11 protein-coding genes are annotated in these 15,629 nt (G+C 44.5%); 9 read left to right on the plus strand and 2 right to left on the minus strand.

The annotated features are described in order from the left end of the window. Positions 1-100: 100 nt before the first annotated feature. Positions 101-1,624, minus strand: coding sequence for a glutamate--tRNA ligase (gene gltX, locus ACQKCG_RS06270; protein WP_101205975.1), 1,524 nt, complete (start codon positions 1,622-1,624; stop codon positions 101-103). Between the two features lie 367 nt (positions 1,625-1,991). On the opposite strand from gltX, the gene rsmH reads away from it, so the two are divergent. The 8 genes from rsmH to ACQKCG_RS06310 all read left to right on the plus strand — a co-directional run bounded on the left by rsmH (position 1,992) and on the right by ACQKCG_RS06310 (position 12,297). After that, complete coding sequence (rsmH, locus tag ACQKCG_RS06275; protein ID WP_259358639.1) at positions 1,992-3,026, plus strand: 16S rRNA (cytosine(1402)-N(4))-methyltransferase RsmH; 1,035 nt, start codon at positions 1,992-1,994, stop codon at positions 3,024-3,026. A 437-nt stretch (positions 3,027-3,463) separates the two neighbouring features. Continuing rightward, a complete protein-coding gene (gene ftsL / locus ACQKCG_RS06280) occupies positions 3,464-3,946 on the plus strand; it encodes a cell division protein FtsL (RefSeq protein WP_101205973.1) in 483 nt (160 codons plus the stop codon). Beyond that, positions 3,943-6,033, plus strand: coding sequence for a peptidoglycan D,D-transpeptidase FtsI family protein (locus ACQKCG_RS06285; protein ID WP_057762051.1), 2,091 nt, complete (start codon positions 3,943-3,945; stop codon positions 6,031-6,033). The genes ftsL and ACQKCG_RS06285 overlap by 4 nt, the downstream gene beginning before the upstream one ends. Positions 6,034-6,099: 66 nt before the next feature. Then, the gene (locus tag ACQKCG_RS06290) at positions 6,100-7,815 is read left to right on the plus strand and encodes a UDP-N-acetylmuramoyl-L-alanyl-D-glutamate--2,6-diaminopimelate ligase (RefSeq protein ID WP_101205972.1); all 1,716 of its coding nucleotides are present in this window, start codon (positions 6,100-6,102) and stop codon (positions 7,813-7,815) included. 82 nt (positions 7,816-7,897) lie between these two features. After that, a complete protein-coding gene (locus tag ACQKCG_RS06295; RefSeq protein ID WP_101205971.1) occupies positions 7,898-9,343 on the plus strand; it encodes a UDP-N-acetylmuramoyl-tripeptide--D-alanyl-D-alanine ligase in 1,446 nt (481 codons plus the stop codon). A 3-nt stretch (positions 9,344-9,346) separates the two neighbouring features. Next, positions 9,347-10,465 (plus strand): phospho-N-acetylmuramoyl-pentapeptide-transferase, encoded by a 1,119-nt coding sequence (gene mraY / locus ACQKCG_RS06300; protein WP_101205970.1) that lies wholly within the window; start codon positions 9,347-9,349, stop codon positions 10,463-10,465. Between the two features lie 139 nt (positions 10,466-10,604). Continuing rightward, a complete protein-coding gene (locus ACQKCG_RS06305) occupies positions 10,605-11,552 on the plus strand; it encodes a putative RNA methyltransferase (RefSeq protein ID WP_101205969.1) in 948 nt (315 codons plus the stop codon). Positions 11,553-11,985: 433 nt separating this feature from the next. Further along, complete coding sequence (locus ACQKCG_RS06310) at positions 11,986-12,297, plus strand: hypothetical protein (RefSeq protein WP_101205968.1); 312 nt, start codon at positions 11,986-11,988, stop codon at positions 12,295-12,297. 94 nt (positions 12,298-12,391) lie between these two features. Here the strand turns inward: ACQKCG_RS06310 and ACQKCG_RS06315 are convergent, their stop codons facing one another. Then, positions 12,392-13,111 carry a hypothetical protein gene (locus ACQKCG_RS06315; protein WP_101205967.1) on the minus strand — a complete coding sequence of 240 codons (720 nt, stop codon included), beginning with the start codon at positions 13,109-13,111 and terminating at the stop codon, positions 12,392-12,394. 918 nt (positions 13,112-14,029) lie between these two features. Between ACQKCG_RS06315 and ACQKCG_RS06320 the strand changes: the two genes are divergently transcribed. Next, on the plus strand, positions 14,030-15,379 hold the full coding sequence (locus ACQKCG_RS06320; protein WP_427585279.1) for an MBL fold metallo-hydrolase: 1,350 nt from the start codon (positions 14,030-14,032) through the stop codon (positions 15,377-15,379). Positions 15,380-15,629: the final 250 nt, after the last annotated feature.

Here is a 15,629-nt window from a genome sequence, read left to right on the forward strand (position 1 = left end):
CCCACGCTAATTAATCTTAACTTACAGAATAAACTTCTTTCAAGAACGTTTCGATGAGTAGGAGTTTAGGTGATTTTTAATAATAAAAGCTCCAGCAGTACTATTCAGCAGCAGCCAAAAAATCTGGCAGTTCTGACGCTTGTTTCTCAAGTTTTTTCAATTTCTTTTTACCGAGGCCGCCTAATACATCAACTGCATGACGCAAGCGAGTCAATGTCATGTCAGCGCCGATAATTGCCATAGAGTTCATGACTGGCGTCGATGAGGTGCTACCAGCGATAGCGATAAAGAACGGCGCCATAAAATCACGCATCTTGATATCAAGGTGAGCAGCAAGGCCTTTTAGCGTGGCATAGATGTTTTCTTCTGACCACGTTGGTAAGACTTCTAACTGCCAAAGGGCTAATTGCAGCATCTCGATAATTTGCTCAGGCGTGAGTGATTTATGAGTGAAGCTCTCAGCATTGATGTCAGGTAGGTTTTGGAAGTAGAAACCACCCCAATTAACCGCATCAGACAATAGCTCGATACGTGGCTGAATTGCGGCTGCGATAGCGGTTAGTTTGTCACTGTTACTGGCCCATTCAAGGATTTTATTCTTTAATTCTTCAGGGCTAAGCGCACGTAGCCATTCTGCATTGAGCCAGTTTAATTTTTCGATATCGAAGATAGGGCCGCCAAGCGACACGCGCTGAATATCAAAGCTGGCAATCATTTCTTCTAGCGTAAACTGCTCAGCATCATTGGGCATTGAGTAACCCATACGACCGAGATAGTTTAGCAGCGCTTCAGGTAGCACGCCTGCATCACGATAGTAGGTGATAGAAGTTGGGTTTTTGCGTTTAGACAGCTTTGACTTATCAGGGTTACGCAGTAGCGGCATGTGGCAAAGCGTTGGCATTTCCCAACCAAAATAATCATATAGCAGTTGATGCTTAGGCGCAGAGTTCAGCCACTCTTCACCGCGCATCACATGAGTGATTTCCATCAAATGGTCATCGACGACGTTGGCGAGATGATACGTTGGCATGCCGTCTGTTTTTAGCAGTACTTGCATATCGACTTGAGTCCAAGGGAACTCAACCGTACCGCGCAGCATGTCTTGTACCTGACAAGTGCCTTCGGTCGGTACACGCATACGAATCACGTGCGGCTTGCCCTCGCTTACCAATTGCTCGGTTTTTTCTGGAGCAAGATGAGCACAGCGACCATCATAACGAGGGGTCTCGCCATTGGCCATTTGCTCAGCACGCATAGCGTCTAACTCTTCACTGGTACAAAAACAGCGGAACGCATGGTCTTTTTCTATGAGTATCTCGGCGTGTCTTCTGTAGATATCGCTACGCTCGCTCTGACGATAAGGGGCATGTGGGCCGCCAATATCTGGGCCCTCGCTCCAATCTAAACCAACCCAACGTAGGGCATCCAAAATCATTTGTTCTGATTGCTCAGTTGAGCGAGTCTGATCAGTGTCTTCGATACGTAAGATGAATTCGCCGCCGTGAGCTTTGGCAAAGGCCAAGTTAAACAGGGCAATATAGGCAGTACCTACGTGTGGGAAGCCAGTTGGTGATGGGGCGATACGCGTACGTACAGGGCGCGTGCTGTCAGTAGAGGTTTGCATGGTAAAAGTCTCAAAGTTTGCTATCGATATAAGCTATTAGTATAAATAGCGATGAAAGATATGAAGTCGATGTTAAGAAATAGCGTAAAATATAGCGCTAGTATAACAGAGACATGTGATATTTTTAATGAAAAGCCCTTCTAGTGCTTGACTACAGGTGTATCCTTGCGATAATAATGCTAAGCAAGTCATAACTTGTTTATTTTCATCTAATTACTGGCCAGTATGGTCGTCATCTATTGAGTTGTTTGTGTCCTTATCAAAGTCTAAGCCAAAATCGAAAGCCAGTCCCTCTGCCGCCGCTGATCTCTCTGAGTCAACGTCTAATCCTTCTGCTGTAAAGGATGCGTCTACGCAAGATATCGATCTGGATGTTACTCACGCCCGTCATGAGGGCGATATCACGTCTGATGAATTAAGTTTTGTCCATGATGCGGTGCTGCTGCAAGAGACTGTCGCAGCAGTACTCGGCGTAAAATCCTTGCCCAAGCAAAAAGAAGGCGACCAAGATAGCTTAAATATAAGTGGCATCTACGTTGATGCAACCTTTGGTCGTGGCGGCCATAGCCGACTGCTATTAAGTCAACTCGCCGATGACGCAACACTGATTGTCTTTGACAAAGATCCGACGGCCATTAGCGTGGCGCAAGAGCTGGCAAGCAAAGACAGCCGCGTGCGTGTGGTTCATGACAGCTTTGCGACGTTGACCGACAGTCTGGCTGCTATGGGCATCACTGAAGTTGATGGATTGATGGCGGATTTGGGCATTTCATCACCGCAGATTGATGATGGTAGTCGCGGCTTTAGCTTTATGCGCGATGGGGCAGTAGACATGCGTATGGACACCAGTCGAGGCCAGTCAGTTGCCGAATGGCTTGAAACAGTCGATGATGAAACGTTGGCCAATGTGCTTTATGAGTTTGGCGAAGAGCGTCATAGTCGCCGTATTGCCCGCGCTATCAAACAAATGGAGAGCTACGAGTCTACACTTGAGCTGGCAGAAGTCATCAAGGTAGCGCATCCCAACTGGCAGCGCGGCAAACATCCAGCGACTCAAAGCTTTCAGGCCATGCGTATTTTCATTAACAATGAGCTGGGCGATGTTGACGACTTTTTAGCGCAAAGTATTGCTATCTTAAAATCAGGTGGGCAGCTTGCGGTCATTAGCTTTCACTCATTAGAAGATCGCCGTATCAAGCAGTTTTTGCAGCGACATAGCAAAGGGCAATATCCAGAAGACGAAAACCTGCCAATGCCGCCGAATCGTCCACGCTATTTTAGCAAACCAAAACGTGTCGGCCCAAGCAAAGCTGAGACCAGTCAGAATCCACGCGCGCGTAGTGCATGGCTGCGTATGGCAACGCGTACTGACACAGCTTATGAGCAGACAACAGGGTTATAGAAGAACATCATGACGCCGCAAGTCATAGTCGAATATGATTGGTAATTTGTCTAAGATTGCTAATGTTTGTCTAAATGATGCGCAAATGTCCTAATGGCTACGCCACTGTTAAAAATCTGTAAATATTGTCTGTTAGGCTCAGCAGTTGGTTTTTATCTGCTTATGCTTAATAGTTGCATGGTTTTATATGTAGTACAGCCATGCAACATGTTTGGTTGTGGTATGACCTATTGATAGCCATGAGTTGTAATGACTTATGGCTCCTGAATAAATTGGCTATTGAATATATTTTTTACGTTCGTTTTTTAAGTGTAGTTTTTACACTTATAAGTGTCTTTGGTTTTATATTTATCGATGGTATGACCGAATAATGACACGTTCATCTTTCGCAATCCGTTATCTACTCTACCGTTTACGTTCACTTTTTTGAGATCGTCATGGCAATATCTGACAAACCTGCGAATCGCCGCACTGCTACACCTTATAATACCGATGTCGGCGAGCTGTTCGTGCGCCGGTTTAATGTGGTGAGCATTTATGTGGTCGTGCTACTGCTATTGGCAGCCACGATTGTATGGAGTGGTATCAAAACTGCCGAAGAAGTTCAGCAATATCATCAGGACTACAAAACCTTGCAAGACATGAAAAAACAAGAACGTAAGCTACAAGTAGAGCATCAGCGTCTATTGATTGAGCAACAAACCTTTAGCGCCACGCCGCAGATTGCCAGTCGAGCGGTTGCTGAATTGGGTATGTATTCGCCAACATTAAAGGATAAGCTGATTATCCAGCCTGGTGTCGCTACTGCATTGGTGCCAGTGGTTACGGAAGACTCAGAGGAAGATTTGAATGACGTTATTGGGCCACGTGCCTCTACCGACATCTCTCCTGAAGAACCAGCGACGGAGGCAGGACAATGAGTGAGAAAAAGCCTAAATCCACCGCAAAGAACACTAGCAAAAAACCAGCCAGCGGTAAGGTAACCAAACCTCTACGCCGAGCCAGTGCTGCTAAATCTGGTCAAACGAGTAGCAAGCCCGATAAAGCTGCAAGTAATCGTAAGGCCAAATTGTTTGGTCGCATCAAAAAAAGCGATACCCAAGGCGCTTATACCAGTGTAAAAAATCGCAAAAGTAAAATGGTTTTTTCGAGCAAAGCGTCAGGTGCTTCTGCTCTCGGTGGTTTCGAACAAGACAAGAACCGTTTTCGTATGGTCTGGGGTCTAGCGCTGGTCATATTAGCGCTACTCATTAGCCGCGCTTATTATATTCAGGTTGCTAATGCACAGTTTTATCAAGACAAAGGCAATGAGCTTATTACCAGTGAACGCACCCAAAAATCTTATCGCGGTATGATTACCGACCGTAATAATCTACCGCTTGCAGTCAGTGCGCCGCTCGCGACAGTTTCGTTTAGTCCACATGATTATTCTCGTGAATATTACGAGCTAAAGCGCATTATCATTACCAATCCTAGCAGTCCACAATTACAAGCGCGTATGCAAAAGCGTCTAGATAATATGGACCTGACAAAGCTAGCCGCTGCTGCCAATATCTCGGTCGATGAGTTGAAAAAAGTCACTGCTATTGATGACAGTATTGATGTGACCGATGAGAAAGCGGTAAAAGCTGCTTTACCATCTGGTGCAGGATCGCACTATTTGCCACTGCTTAATAAGGTCACACCTGAGATTGCCCAAAGCGTCAGCTCACTTGATTTCCCAGGCGTCTACGAAAAGAATTTCTTTCAGCGTTATTATCCACAGCCACAGTCCAATGCACAGCTACTGGGCTTTATGGGTCAAAACGCCAAAGATCCTGAAGGCGGTTACGAAGGCCGTGCTGGTATTGAGCGTCAGTATGAAAAAGATCTGGCGGGTGATGATGGGAAAGTTTTGGTTCTAAAAGATGCTAAACAAAACAGCCTAAAAGAAATCAAACAAATCGAGCCAGAAGTACCTGGCAAAGATGTGGCATTAACGATTGATTCGCGTTTACAGTATTTGCTGTATAAAGAGCTAGAAAAGGCTGGGCGTTTGCAAAAAGCACGCTGGTCAACGGGTATGATCGTTGATGTGCAGACTGGTGAAGTGTTGGCATTATCAACATGGCCGTCGTTTAACTCAAACAACCTTAATGAGATGACGGGTGAAAACCAGCGTAACCGCGCATTGTTAGATGTGTTTGAGCCAGGTTCGGTAATGAAACCGTTTACCGTGGCGGCAGCGCTAGACTCGGGCAAATATACGCCAACGACTTTGATTGATACCAATCCTGGTTCGATTCGCGTACGTGGCTATACCATTCGAGATCATAATAATTTGGGCATGATTAACATGGCCACGCTATTACAGAAATCTAGTAACGTTGCCTCGACCAAGATTGCGCTATCACTGCCAGCCGATGCTATTAGTAATATGCAACGACAGTTTGGCTTTGGCTCAAAAACACCTTTGCAGTTCCCAGGTGAGGGTAGTGGTCTGATCGTCACGCCAAAAGAGAAAGAAACCTCGCGCCGCGCGACGGTTAGTTATGGTTATGGTCTGCAAGTGACATTGGCACAGGTTGCACAGGCGTATTCAGCCCTGGCAGCAGGTGGGGTCATGCATCCATTAACTTTAATTAAAGATGACAAGTCGCAGCCAAGCAAACGTATTATGGCGCATGAGCAGGCAATGTCTATCGTGCAGATGCTCGAGAGTGTGACTGAGCCTGGTGGTACGGCGAAAGCCGCTGCCATTGATGGATATCGCGTGGCAGGTAAGACGGGTACGTCACGCCGCATCAATCCAGACGGTGGTTACTATACGGATCAGTATCGTAATGTCTTTGCTGGTATGGCGCCTGCATCCAATCCAAAGCTGGTAGGCGTAATGCTTATCGAAGACCCGCGCGGTCAGATTTATGCTGGTCTAACGGTCGCACCTGTCTTCCATAATGTAATGAAAGAAGCATTGCGATTGTATAATGTGCCTTTGGATAAGCCACTAAAAACGGAAGCGCAGTAAGCGTTCAATTATTTTAAATGTCCAGCTCTACTGAGCTGACACGTTTTAACTGTTTAGGATTTATCTATGACTATATCATCGCTAGATAGCGCTACTGTGACTTTACAACAGCTTATAGATGCCAATAAAAGCCAGCAGCAAAAACTGGCTGAGCAGCTTACAGCAATGATAGCAGCATCGATTCAGGAAGAATCCAATCAGGTAGGTTCAGATCAATCCCAGTCTATTGCCCATATTCCGTTTCAACAGTTTCGCTTGGACAATCGCCAATTGGAAGCGAATGACGTATTTATCCTTTTAAAAAGTCAAACAGCCAACCCTCAAAAAAGTCGCGATTATCTACTACAAGCCGCTGAGCAAGCCGCGCTTATTCTCTCAGAAATTGACCCTATTGTTTTGCTGAGCGAAGCAAACAACCTCTCAAATACCAATAGTGAACCTAAGACAGATAGTATTGCTAATGCACAGCAGCAACTAGCAGCATTGCCATGCCCTGTCTTATACGTTCCTAATATTCGTGACTTTTTAGGTAGCTTAATTCAAGCGCGCCTCCAATATCAGCAGCCAGTGACTCTACCGACTGTGGTTGCGGTAACTGGTACGAATGGTAAAACAACCATCAGTCAATTAGTAGCACAGCTTACTCAATTGATGGGTCAGAGTAGCGCAGTGATGGGTACGGCAGGTAATGGTAGATTTGGTGCGCTGGTGCAAGCCAGCCATACCACGGGCGATGCGTTAGCTGTCCAGCAGTTCCTATATCAAATGGGAACAGAGCAAGCAGAAATATTGGCATTAGAGGCCAGCTCTCACGGGTTGGACCAGCAACGTCTACAAGGTATGCCAGTCACTGTAGCGATTTACACCAATTTGAGTCGTGACCATTTAGACTATCATGCCGATATGGCAGAATATGCCGCTGCCAAAGCAAAGCTGTTTGATAAAGCTCATTTCCCAGATTTGACCCATGCCATTATCAATATCGATGATGAGCACGCTCAGGTTATGTTAGAGATGGCAAACGCCAGCGGTTTAACGGTATGGACATACAGTTTGGATTCATCAAAAGCTGCTACTTTTGCTGCCGCTGATATCATACCAAGTCTGCAAGGCGTCCAAATCAATCTGCGTACTGATTTTGGCGATGACAAAGCTGACAACATAGAGATTATCAGTTCATTATTAGGTCGCTTCAATGTAGCCAATTTGCTCGCAGCGATAGCAGCCGTCGTAGCACTTGATGTTGACTTGGCTATAAATATTGAGCGTATTGCGCCTGCTGTTGCACAGTTGCAAGGTGCAGTTGGGCGTATGCAGCGTGTACCGTCAAATGATGGCTGCTTTATCGTTGATTATGCGCATACTCCAGACGCTCTAAGCCAAGTGCTGGCAAGCTTAAAAACCCATTGTAAAGGTCAGCTTTGGGCAGTATTTGGTTGCGGCGGAGATCGTGATGCAGGCAAGCGACCGTTGATGGCACAAGCAGGTCTGGCAGGTGCTGATCAAATTGTTCTGACTGCGGATAATCCACGTACCGAAGACCCAAATGTAATTTTGCAAGATATGCAGGCTGGTATGACCGCTGAGCAATATCAACGAACCCATATCGAGCCTGCCCGCCAAACCGCTATTGAATATGCAGTTAATCACTCAGGTGTAGATGATATCGTTGTCATCGCAGGCAAAGGTCATGAAACCTATCAAGAGATTAACAACGTTCGTTATGATTTCGATGACAGTGTTGTTTTGCAGCAGGCATTGAATCAAGCGGGACGTGTGTAATTGATTGGCTCGCGTTACATGCATTAGTAAAAATTGATCATTAAATATAAAAATTAAGTAGTCATCATATAAGGTAATCATTATGACAGCCGACACCGATAATACTGCCCAATCGCAAGGACTCTATGTCTGGCAAATGGACAATCTGCTCGCAGCGACCACGTCGCTCGATGGGCAGTGGCAACTACCACAAGGCCATGCAGAACAGACGGCCTTGTCCAGTAAACGTATAGCCACCGATACCCGCACGATAAAGCCAGGTGATATATTTTTGGCGCTAAGCGGCGATAATTTTGATGGTCACGATTATATCGAGACAGCAATATCAAAAGGCGCAGTTGCCGCTGTCGTCTCGCGTCCTATTTCGTTTTCCGGCCCAAATGCTATTCCGCAATTGGTGGTCAGCGATACCCGTTTGGCGCTAGGTCAATTGGCAGCGTATCGTCGTCAGCAGCATACAGATTTAACCGTGATTGCTATTACGGGTTCTAGCGGCAAGACCACTTGCAAAGAAATGCTAGGCAGTATTTTTGGTAGATTGGCACCGACCTTAATCACTCGTGGTAACCTCAATAACGATTTGGGTGTACCAATGATGCTGCTTGAGCTATCAGATCATCATCGCTATGCTATTTTAGAGTTGGGTGCAAACCATATTGGCGAGATTGCTTATACGACTGAAATCGTTCAGCCTGACGTGGCCTGTATCTTAAACATCGGTACAGCGCATTTGGGTGAATTTGGTAGCCGTGAAGGTATCTGCCAAACCAAAGCAGAGATTTACCATACGTTGACGGACGCGCAGTTTGCGATTGTTCCTGATAAGGATGATTTTACCAATCAGCTACGCCGTATCGCTGAAAAGCACACCTCACATGTGATTGGCTTTGGTAATACGGATGTCAGCGCAAGCCATCTAGACGTAGAGCCTGAGCGTAGCGAATTTAAGCTACATATCGGTAACCAAGTCCATGATATCAACTTGCCATTGGCAGGTGAGCACAATGTCAATAATGCCTTGGCTGCTGCTGCCTGTGCGCATGCGCTAAATATTGAAGTAAGTGACATTGTGATTGGACTCGAAAACGCACGTCCTGCTAAAGGTCGTCTAAATAGCCAGATACTTGGTATGCATCGTCTCATTGATGATACTTATAATGCCAATCCTCATTCGGTACGTGCCGCCGCCAAAGTATTGGCCGCGCAAACCGGTACGCAAGTTATGGTACTGGGCGATATCGGTGAGTTAGGCGAGGCGGCCATCAGTGAGCATCAAAGCTTGGGCCGTACTATTGCGACCACAGGTATCAACGTGCTGCTTTGTGTTGGCGAATATGCCCCTTATACCGTTGCGGGTGCGCAAGAGGTCTCTGATATCAGTGCGCATGCTTTCACCGACAAAGACAGTTTATTACAGTATTTACAGCCATATTTGCAAGCGCAACAAGCTAAGCCTTGTACTGTGTTGTTCAAAGGCTCTCGTTCCATGGGAATGGAAACACTTATTCATGCGCTAGTAGAGGAGTAGGCGGTGTTAGTTTGGTTGTTCGGCTGGCTTGGCCAGTATTATACGCCGTTTTCTGCGGTTTCTTCGTTGACGTTGCGAGCATTGCTTGCCGTTGTTACGGCCCTTGTATTTAGTATGATGTTTGGTGGCCGTGTCATTCGGCACCTACGTTCGCTCAAATACGGTCAGGCCATTCGTAACGACGGGCCTCAGTCGCATTTGGCCAAGACGGGTACGCCAACCATGGGCGGGGTGTTGATCCTAAGTGCGATTGGGATATCGACGCTACTGTGGGCACGATTAAACAATCCTTATGTTTGGATTTTGCTCGTGGTTATGGTTATCTTTGGCGCCGTAGGTTGGGCTGATGATTGGCTAAAAATTAAGTACAAAGACCCAAAAGGCCTAATCGCTCGCAAAAAGTATTTTTGGCTGTCTATGGGCGCACTGTTTGTCGGTGTGTCTTTGTATTATATCGCCACACTACAACCGGATATCAACACCACGCGCGAGATGCAAGATTTGCTATTGCCAGTATTCAAAGACTGGATGATTCCGTTTTCAGCGGTGCCATTTGGTATTGGCTTCATCATCTTTACCTACTTTGTGATTAATGGCGCTTCTAACGCAGTCAATCTAACCGACGGTTTGGATGGTTTGGCGATTTTACCAGTCGTTCTCGTCGCTGCAGGTTTGGGCGCGATGGCTTATGTATCAGGCGATGTACGCTTTGCTGATTACTTGCATGTACCTTATATTCCTTATAACTCCGAAGTCATCATCGTCTGTGGCTCAATGGTCGGAGCAGGCCTTGGTTTCTTATGGTTCAACGCGCATCCAGCACAAGTATTTATGGGTGATGTTGGCGCGCTAGCACTAGGTGCAATGCTAGGTACTATCGCCGTGATGACCCGCCAAGAGATTGCCTTTGCGATTATGGGCGGTTTGTTTGTCGCCGAAGCGCTATCGGTGATGCTGCAAGTTGGCTCGTACAAACTGCGCAAAAAACGCGTCTTCCGTATGGCACCGCTGCATCATCATTTCGAAGAAATTGGCTGGAAAGAAACGCAAGTGGTAGCGAGATTTTGGATTATTGCCATTATCCTTGTCATCCTTGGGCTAATGACGCTAAAACTGCGTTAAGCTATAACCGCCAAATATCTATATGGATATCAATTTGCAAAAATCCAAAAAGCCGTTTCAATCATGATTGAGACGGCTTTTTGTCGCTCAAGGCCCATGAATTTTGTTAAAATGCGAAGCATATTGCTATCACTTTGAGATGCCCGTGTCGTTATTTATTTGTCCACTTTGTCAGTCACCACTACAGCCTGCCGCAGATACTTGGCGCTGTGATGGCAGTTTGCACCCTAAGCAAACTCCACATCCCTTTGATGTGGCGCGTCAAGGCTATGTCAACCTGCTGCCAGTACAACAGAAAAAGTCCAAAGCACCTGGGGATAGCCAAGAATCTATCGATGCGCGTAAACGGTTTTTGAATCATGGGCACTACGCACCGCTCCAAAACCTAATTAGTCAAAAAATGACAGAGTTGCTGTCTAACGATGAGCTAATAGATAAGCAAGATAACAAGTCAGTCAATTGGCTCGATATTGGCTGCGGAGAAGGCTACTACACGCAGGCAATGGCACAAATGGGATCGGATGTTATAGACACGCTGATAGCCGCTGACATCAGTAAGCCTGCAGTGGTTGAGCTGGCTAAGGTTAGTAAACTATCAGGTCGTCTATGGTATCAGCCGTGCCAAGAAGATACTGCCAAGACGACAGCGGTCTACCCATTAGTGACCAGTGCTGCAAATTTACCATTACGCCCGCACAGTATGACGGGCATTAGCAGTATTTTTAGCCCTATTTTGCCCGAGGCGTTTGATAATGTATTGATGGATAGTGGCTATTTAATTATTGCCAAACCTGATATCGGGCATTTGGCAACGATGCGTGATGCGCTATTTGATGATGTACGTGAGCATGATTCTGATAAATTTTTACAAGAATTGGCACCGTATTTTACGTTGGTTGAGACCTGCCGTGTCAGTACGGATCTGACATTATCCGCAGAGAATTTGGCTGATTTGATGACGATGACACCTTACGCTTATCGTGCCCGCAGCGAAAAAAGGCAGGCACTATTGGCCACCGTAGAAAAAGAAGTATTTAGCACAGAGGCAAAGTTTGTGGTTTATATTTTGCAGAAAACGTCTGTTTAGCACATTTAGAGCATAGCAGTATGGGGTATTGCTATGCTCGTGTTAAACATTAGCCAGCAACTCCTAATGAGTTAGGTTTTTCGAATAGCAGAAATATTGATATCAGGAAATTTAGCTAACCGTTTCCGTATTTGCATTCGTTATCAACTAGCTAGTCGTTCGCGTTTTTATAAATATCCTGTTTACGATGCTTACCGATAAAGCGTAAATACACTGTCACTTAACCAAACATTACGCCAATGCCTAACATACCTTTGATCGCTCATGCCCTCGTAACAATCGCAACCTTTCTTCAAGTTTCATAAATCTACTTAATACTAGAATCATTTATCATTCTCTTTGTCGATAGAGTAAAGCTTTATCACGATAGTTCATTTAACACTAAATGCATTATCTATAACTACTCTAAATATGAATTCAAAGGAATAAAATGATGAAAAAGATACTAGTTAGTTCGATTTTAGCCGCTACTGCTTGTTTGTCAATGGTTGGTCAGGCTAATGCCGCGCCCAGTTATGACCAACATAATAAAGTCCAAGTACAGCAACAAAAACACAGCAGCAGTAAAGCGAGTAATAACTATAAGCATGCCAAAGCTAAGGCAGCAAAGTCACATCACAAAGCGAACGTAGTGGCTGCTAAGCACAAAGTAACAGCCAAAAATGTTCATGCTAAAAATAGCCACGACAAAAATAACCACGACAAAAACAGCCACGATAGAAACAACCATGACCGTCGCTCGTAGAAATACGATCCTAGCATCCAAAAATAGCGCCTTAATTAGGCGCTATTTTTTTGTTTTTATATGACACTATTGATCGTTACTAGTTGGGCAAATACTACTGACTGATAAACGTCATTAACTTAGTTGCACCATTTTTACTAGGCTGAGTGAGTGTGACTTTACTACTCAAAACATCGCCTTTGGCATTGATTTTATAGCATTCTGACGACGTACCTGCAGCATCAGAAGTCAAAAGCAGATTACCTGAGGTTTTTATACAGAGCCACGCCGTGTTATTTGTATCTTGTGTGAGTGACCAGTCCTGCTTATAAGTGGCGGTTTTCTGACGCATACTACTGTCAGCATATACGTTTTCAGTGATGAGCTGATTTGAGTCGCCTACAGTAGCCATTTTAGGGATACTAGTCGTTTGTTTAGCGATTGAATACTCACCCGTACTATCCGTAAAACCATGGAACACCAATGGGTCTAGCGTAAAATAATTGATAGCGACTGACTGATCCGTAATCTGCTGATTCACTGTGTTGATTGTGCTGACTTCTGCGCCTTGTACCATTCTATTATTAAAGCGCATGCTGCCTTTAGGGGTTGTTTGAATATCTGCGGCTACGCTTTGTCCGCCGACAGTAGCGATCAGTTTTTCACTACGTTGTTTGGTATAGATATTGAGTAGGGCAGTCTCAACTGGGTATTGAGTGACTACGTTATCAGAGCTATTATTTTGATTGGTATTACCTGTTGCCATGCCGCCCATGCCAGTAGCGCAAGCACTCAATCCGAGTCCTGCTACGATACACATTCCTAGTGTTTTCATCGTTGTATCCTTTAGTTTATTTAAATAAATACTACCGATATCTACTATAATCCAATTTTTGGACAATGGCATCTGCCGAGTATCAGAGACCCTATTGTGATTACATTTTTGTACGGTATAGCAATGATGGTAAATATAGATACAAAGCTAGATTGAATGCCACAGGAAAACTCAAAGCCTTTTCGTATAAGGGTCTAGGAATAAAATTAAGCTGATAATAAAACGAATCGTAATAGAGTATCGACTCATTTTATGAGTCACTCTCAGTCCATGGTACGATTTTTTAGCTTGGTCAATAAACGTATTATTCGATTATATATATTTATTAGATTCATACAGCACACGGAGTTAAGGCTAAACTGAAATATTTCAGACAGCAGTAGAGGATGAGTATAGACTGAAAGTCTTACTGTTAAACTGTTAAAATATATAAAGAATATTTAGGAAAGGGTAGAACAAGATAGAAAAGCTGAGGTTTTACTTAAGCAGAATAAGATTGGCGGTGAAGGAGGAAGTCAAACTTTATATATAAGCAATTGATTTTATTAATATTTATATTCTATACAATCGTTATAGACCAGCTATTAGACCAACACCTTTCAAGTATTGGATGTAAGAAATGTAACGGAATTTTCTTTCCTTTTATTTGTAACAAGATGTTTCTAGTTTGAAAATTTAATTTCAAGTGCATATTACCATTAAAAAACTGTTCCTAGCAAAAGGTATCGAAGTCTCAAAGATAAAGCATGTTGCTTTTGATAAAAGCAACCAAGTTAATATATGTTATTGTATATTGATAACCGTTAAAATAGTATGGTACTTTTAACAAGTTCACATAGCTCTTTGATATTTAGCTAATTAATGATAGCTCACTATTGAAAGCAGCCGTCTGGTTTAAATTATAATAATAAGGATACAATGATGCTTTTGGAAAAGATTAAAACACCTGGGCTTTCACACCTATCTTATTTAGTGGGTTCTGGTGGTCAGGCTGCGGTGATAGACCCGCGTCGTGACTGTGCGATATATGTAGAAAAGGCACGCGCAGCAGGACTTCGGATCACTCATATTTTTGAGACTCATCGTAATGAAGACTTGGTCTCTGGTGCACCAATTTTGTCAGAAATGACAGGAGCCACTGTATTACATGGCCCCAATCCAGAGCGACCAATTGTCTATGCTAAGACGGCGCGTAATGGTGATTGCTTTACTATTGGTCAACTTGAAATTCGCGTACTAGAAACGCCCGGCCATACTGATGATCACCTTGCCTATGCTCTTTTTGATACCGCCTACCCAGAAAAAGCGGTTGGTGTTTTTACTGGCGACGCGCTATTTGTGGGAGATGTTGGGCGTACTGACTTCTATCCTGATCGCCGTAAAGAAGTGGCAGGTCTGCTTTATGACTCACTACAAGATATTCTAGCGCTCGGCGATCAAGCCATTATTTATCCTGCTCACGGTGCTGGGTCAGTCTGTGGCTCAGGGATGGCAGAGCGTGAATTCTCTACCGTCGGCCACGAAAGGTTGAACAATCCGCGTTTACAAATCACAGACCGTGATGACTTTATTGATTTTAAAGTGAGCGAAAACCATTACCAACCCCCTTACTTTAGGTTAATGGAGCGACTGAATATGGAAGGTGGTGAAGCCCCACCAGTCGTTATGCGCCCTCGTAATCTTTCGCTTGATCAACTCAATAGCTGCGGTGCCGATCATCTTATCGATATTCGTGAACCAATGGCTTATGCCTCAGGTCACCTGCATGGGTCTATGAGTCTACCCGTAAACATGCTTCCTGCGTTTGCTGGGTGGTTTATTGAAGAAGGACAAAGTTTGGCATTGATTGCGTCTGATGAAGAGCAGCTTGCTACTGCGATGGCGCATCTGGTACGAATTGCTCTCGACAATGTAGTGGGTGGCTATGTGGGTGTCGTTCCTGCTGCTAAAGGGGAGCAAATGCAACAAACCCCTATGGTTGATACACATGAAGTAGAAGATCGTCTTAATAATGCTCAAAATTGGACACTGCTCGATGTACGCGATATCGATGAGAGGAATGCCAATGCAATTGAAGGGTCACAGCACATCTATGTCGGACATCTTAACGAGCGTTGGCATGAGCTTGACTCAAGTCGCCACTATACGTTGATGTGCGCCAGCGGTGCACGAGCGACGATAGCGGCAGGATGGCTTGCCAGTCGTGGTTTTGAGCATATTGATATCTACCTAGGTTCAATGGGTGCGTGGCAAGCCGCTCATGATTAAAATAGCAAACGGTATTCGAGATATATGAGAACAATGAACTATTTTGCCAATGCACTCTATCTATATTATCGTTGAAAATCATTATTCAGAGTAGTAAAAAATAGCGCCTATTTTGGGCGCTATTTTTTTATTTAGAGCCGACTTAGTATATTCTTAGACCAACTAACGGCAATACATTACACCTTATTCGAAACAGTAATGTGCGCTATACTTCCAAGCGAAACGAGTTAATCGAACCATCATTGTTTAC

Source organism: Psychrobacter sp. NPDC078929 (assembly GCF_050267985.1).
In the GTDB taxonomy this organism is placed as follows: Bacteria; Pseudomonadota; Gammaproteobacteria; order Pseudomonadales; family Moraxellaceae; genus Psychrobacter.

Coding starts and splice junctions, on each gene's coding strand:
- ACQKCG_RS06305 (WP_101205969.1), top strand. CDS start 10,605: ATGCCCGTGTCGTTATTTATTTGTCCACTTTGTCAGTCACCACTACAG.
- ACQKCG_RS06310 (WP_101205968.1), top strand. CDS start 11,986: ATGAAAAAGATACTAGTTAGTTCGATTTTAGCCGCTACTGCTTGTTTG.
- ACQKCG_RS06315 (WP_101205967.1), bottom strand. CDS start 13,111: ATGAAAACACTAGGAATGTGTATCGTAGCAGGACTCGGATTGAGTGCT.
- ACQKCG_RS06295 (WP_101205971.1), top strand. CDS start 7,898: ATGACAGCCGACACCGATAATACTGCCCAATCGCAAGGACTCTATGTC.
- ACQKCG_RS06290 (WP_101205972.1), top strand. CDS start 6,100: ATGACTATATCATCGCTAGATAGCGCTACTGTGACTTTACAACAGCTT.
- ACQKCG_RS06320 (WP_427585279.1), top strand. CDS start 14,030: ATGATGCTTTTGGAAAAGATTAAAACACCTGGGCTTTCACACCTATCT.
- ACQKCG_RS06285 (WP_057762051.1), top strand. CDS start 3,943: ATGAGTGAGAAAAAGCCTAAATCCACCGCAAAGAACACTAGCAAAAAA.
- ftsL (WP_101205973.1), top strand. CDS start 3,464: ATGGCAATATCTGACAAACCTGCGAATCGCCGCACTGCTACACCTTAT.
- gltX (WP_101205975.1), bottom strand. CDS start 1,624: ATGCAAACCTCTACTGACAGCACGCGCCCTGTACGTACGCGTATCGCC.